Source organism: Candidatus Ruminimicrobium bovinum, from assembly GCF_902760015.1.
GTDB lineage: Bacteria > Elusimicrobiota > Endomicrobiia > Endomicrobiales > Endomicrobiaceae > Ruminimicrobium > Ruminimicrobium bovinum.
On the sequence record NZ_CACWEU010000093.1, the window covers coordinates 1 to 5,174 of the forward strand.

Annotated in this window: 1 protein-coding gene; it reads left to right on the forward strand. The window is 30.2% G+C overall.

Annotated elements, in window-relative coordinates:
- Positions 1 to 5,174, forward strand: a 5,174-nt coding sequence (pgk, locus tag ACMUOV_RS03500; protein ID WP_413853723.1) for a phosphoglycerate kinase, incomplete at both ends; no start/stop codon positions are given.

The window sequence follows — 5,174 nt, forward strand, 5'->3', positions numbered from 1 at the left end:
ACGGTTGTAGATACAATCCAAAAAATATTAACGGGCAATTTTAACAATGCCGAATATGTTGGTAAAGCAGGGCAATGGTTCTTAAATGCACACGGTAACAGGTACAAAAATAACCTAAACAAAAAAGCAATGGAAATAGGGTTAAACAGAGTAGAAAAAGCAACAGCAATATCCACTGTAGCAGCAGCAGTAGTTACGATGTTTGTGGCAATATCTTTATTTTTAGGTTCCGGAGATGTTGCAGCACATAATTTAGTTAATGGTTTGGATATTCCTTCAACAATATCGTTAACGGATATATTTAAGTACATTGTTTTTGCATTATTCGGTTCAAACATTATAAGTCATTCCGTATGGAATATATTTAAGCCCGGTGCTAAACTTGATTTGTCGTTAGGAGACAGAATAAAAAAAGCACTTGAAAATATGTGGAGAAATCATGCTTTTGATTTCGGTCATTTTGCCGGTGGAATAGAAGTTGCAGATGCTATTCGTAACCAATTAGAATCAGATGATTACAGTATCAAAATAAAAACAACTTTTAATAATATTGAAAAATATATTGAAAATATTGAAAAAGATACTAATGCTGAAAGAAAAGGACTGGATGATCTTAAAAAACTTATTTCAATAAAATCTAATATCTTGGATATGTATGCCGCTACTGAAACAACAAACTTTTTTAAACAAATTTATGATTTAACCGAAAATAATAAAACTGAAAATGATAATGTTTTATTTAATTATGAATGGACAACAGTTATTTTAAGCGGAGAGTATGAACAGATAATAGATAATTTAAATAATTTAAATTTACCTGAAATAAAAGATGATGTTGATACATTGTATAATTCATTGGCAAATGTAGAAGAATCAGGGTTTATGGCAATATCACGGGCAATTGAACTTTACAATGAAGCAACAAATGATACAGATAGAAAATTTGTGTTAGATGCTTTAAAAAATATGCAAGAAGCCATAGAAAACAGAATTAAAGATATTGAAGAAGGAAAACAAAAAGTTGATGATAAAAAACTTGAAGATTTAGAACAATATCTTGCAGAAATAAAAAATATAACAGAAAGTGAAACTGATGTCCGTTTCACTAAAGATTCCACAAAAGAAAACAGGTTAGTAAATAGTTTAGATAATTACATAAACGATGAAACAAACAACAGAGTGTTAAGGTTTGGTGCCAGTTTTGTTAGGGAACTTGTAGTTAGTACTCTTGAATTTAAAGCTGTATTTGACGAAGACTTTTTACAAAAACATTCTCAATATAGAAAAGCAAAAGACGCAGGGGATAAAGAAACTGCAGAAACAATGGAAAAAGGTGTAAAATATATAAAATACGGTTCATTTGGTATATTGCTTGTGTCCTCAGTATTAAGTTGCCTTTATATAGGTGTAGATGCCGGCTCAGTGCACAATTTGTTTAATTTAATGGCTTCAATGGTAATAGGAATCGTTTCCGGTGTACTTTCAAGTATAGGTATCCATGCCGGTTATAACCTTTTTAACAGAAATGCCAAAATTACAAAAGATTATGATGAGTTGCATGATTTGCTTTACTCAATGGATATATTTGGAGAAGATGGGCAAACGATAGGTTTAACTGAAGTTGCATTAAACAAATTGAAAGAATTTAATAAATATAACGACTCTAATTTTAAAGATTTTAGCGACATGGCTTCACAATTAAAAGAATTTGTTGCCGGTGAACAAAATATACAAAATGCTAATAAAGTTGTTAAAATATTTAAAAATTTAGCAAATTCTGAAATAGATGAACTTACGACATTGAATTTTATTTATGGCTTTGTACAATTTGAAAAAATAAAAAAATTAGTAGATATTTACAATGATGAAAATGCAAGTTATGTTGAAAGAGAAAATGCAAGAGAACAATTAAACAAAATAAAAGGAACAATTGATGATAAAAATATTGGAAAGAAAATAGTTCAATTTAAAAAACAGGGTTTTAATATAAGCGAAGATGATTTGATTTTACAATTAAATATCAATACTTCCGATAGAGTTACCGTTAAAAGTGTTAATGATGATGTAAAAGATAGTATAGATGAGTTTTCTGATAATTTAAAGAATAAGGTAGAAGAATTTTATTCTAATGATACCTTAAAAGAAAAAGAAGGTTATCAAGATTATAAAAACTTTATTGAAAAAACGATAATTCCTATATATATTGAAAGTATAACAGGAAGCCGTATAATAAATTATTTAGATAATCAAATTGCTGCATCTAATATAAAAACTAAAGAATATTACGACGGTGTGGCAAAGAAAGTTAAACAAATACAAGATAAATGGTTAGAAGGGAAATATAACTATGGTGAAAACAAAGAAGAATTAATGACAATGTTGGAAATTATAGACAGAGGAATTTCTAAAGTCGAACAAGGTAAGGATATTTATAATTTGATAGAGAAAGATAGAAAGACCAATCTTCTTATAGAAGCAAGAGATAGTGTAAGGCAAATAATAGCGACCGAAACTATGAGAGAAATATTGCTTGACGAAGTATCGGACAAAAAATTAAGAAAACAAATAGAAAAAGCTAAATCCAAAGAAGAGTTAGATTTAATTTTGGCAAATATTGCTCAAACCGATCAAAAAACATTAGAAAATATTGTTCCAAGGCTTGATATTAAAAAATCTCTTATTGATATAAATGGTGAAAAATTGGTAGGTAAAACAATAGGACTTGTTGTTGATTTGAATGCTCCGCTTGATTCTTCAAAAACAAAAGTTACCGATCCGACAAGAATAGAAGCTACATTAAGAACAATAAAATATTTAACGGATAGAGGAGCTAATATTGTTTTAATGTCTCATTTAGGTAGACCTACGGACGAGAAAAATATAGAAAAAAGATATAAAGATTTTAATATGGAACCTGTTGCGAAACAATTTAGAGAATTCGGTATTGATGTTGATTTTAAAAAGGCATCTTCTAAAAAAACTTATTCTGAATACATAAATAGAGTGGATTTATCAATTGATGAAAAAACACAAGGAAAAGTTGTTTTGTTGGATAATTTAAGATTTGATGAAAGATATTCCGATAAAGAAACAAAATCTCAAATGGCGGACCAATTTATTAATAAATTAAGATTGGACGGAGTAGTATTTGATGCTTTCGGTGTATCGCATAGAAATAATTTTTCAAGGGAAATGATACAAAAAGTAGAAAATAAAGAAATAGGAGCAGTAACGGGCTTTTTGGTAGAAAAAGAATTAAGCGAATTTGCAAAAGTTGAAAATCCCAAACATCCTTTTGTCGCAATTTTGGGCGGTTCAAAAGTTTCCGATAAAATAGGTGTTATTGAAAATTTATTGGATAAAATGACAGCCGGCGATACAATAGTTATTGGCGGAGCAATGGCATACACTTTCTTGAAAGCACAAGGTATAGAAATCGGTAAATCCCTTGTAGAAGATGATAAATTGGATTTGGCGATAAAATTGCAGAAAGCAGCAGAAGAAAAAGGAGTTAATTTATTATTACCTGTTGATCATGTTGTTACATCCGGGCTTGATTTTGGTGATGTAAATAATAATGAAGCAGATAAGACAGAAGATATAAATATTCCAAAAGATAAGATGGGTGCAGATATAGGACCTAAGACGGTTGAAAAGATAGAATCTGTTTTAGAGAAGGTAGGGAAGAGCAACGGAACGATAGTTTGGAACGGGCCATCCGGAGTATTTGAAATTCCTGTATTTGCAGAAGGCACAACAAATGTAGCTAAAGCAGTGGCTCAAGCAACCGATGACGGAGCATTTTCAATGATAGGCGGTGGAGATTCCGTTTCGGCAGCAAATAAAGCAGGTGTTTCTGACAGAATTTCACATATTTCAACAGGCGGCGGAGCATCATTAAATTTACTTGAGGGAAATTCTTCTCCTTTAATAGAAGTAATTCCTTCAAAATTTCAAAAAGAAATTGATGAAGTTAAAAATATAATAAGATCTGCAAGTAAGGATGCAGTTGAACAAAAAACTCAGAAAGTAGATCAAGCTAAATACTCTGCAAATGAAATAGTTTCAATTAATATAAAAGAAAGTGATAGTAAAGAAATAGGAAAATTTATTAATGAAACTGCAGATAAATTGCAACAGGAAAATAATTGGTCAGATGAAGGAACAAAAATATTCAAAAATTATATGTTTGCAAGAATTGCCCAAATAAAAGGTGATTCTTCAGATGAATTACTTGATTTTGAATCGTTTACTCCTACCGCTTGGCAAAAAGAAGGTGTAAATTTTGACGGTGTTATTACAAATTTAGATAATTTGAAAGATGAAAAATATATAAGAGAAGCAAAAAGTGTTGATGTAGGTGTTTATTTAATGAATGGTGGAATAGGATCATCGATAGAAAGAGAAGATTATCTTGTAAGTATTAATTGGTATAAAGAACAAATAGAAAAAATAAATAATTCTAAAACAACTCAACAAGAAAAAAGCAAAATAGAAGAACAAATAAATAAAGTTTTCAATAATGAAACAAGTATTAAAAATATTCTTGGTAATAAATATGAAAGTTATAAATCGAATGTTGAACTTGCCGCAAAAGCTGATGACCTGTATTTTCAATATAAAAATGAAGCAGGTAATACAAGGCTTATTTCAATAACCGAATTGAAAAATAACAGTTATTCGCAACAAATTAAAAATGGCGAATTTAAAACTTTAAAAGAAACTATTTTGGTAAGTCCGGATTCATTAAAACCTGTTGAAGCTTCAATTGCAGGTAATCCTATTATGCAGAAAACTTTAGGTTTATCAACATTAATGCAGGAAAAATATCCTGTAAGCAGGTATAACGAAGAAACAGGAAATTTCGAAATACTTGTAGGTAAAAATTATCCTACGGCACCCGGTGGTCATGGAGTTTGGTTTGCAACAATATGGAGTCAAATAATAAACAATAATTATGATAACGGGCATATTTCTTTTGTAGGAAATTCCGATGCGTTGGCGGCACGTCCTGATCAAAGTGTTGTCGGATATATGGAAAAAGAAAATGTTGGTATTGTAATGCTTGCAGCCGAGAGAGAAGCAAGTGATGCAAAAGGTGGTATATTCGGTTTATTTAAAAACAGACTTACTTTAGGTGAAATAGCTCAGTTTGAAGCTGTTGGGCAGGAAGA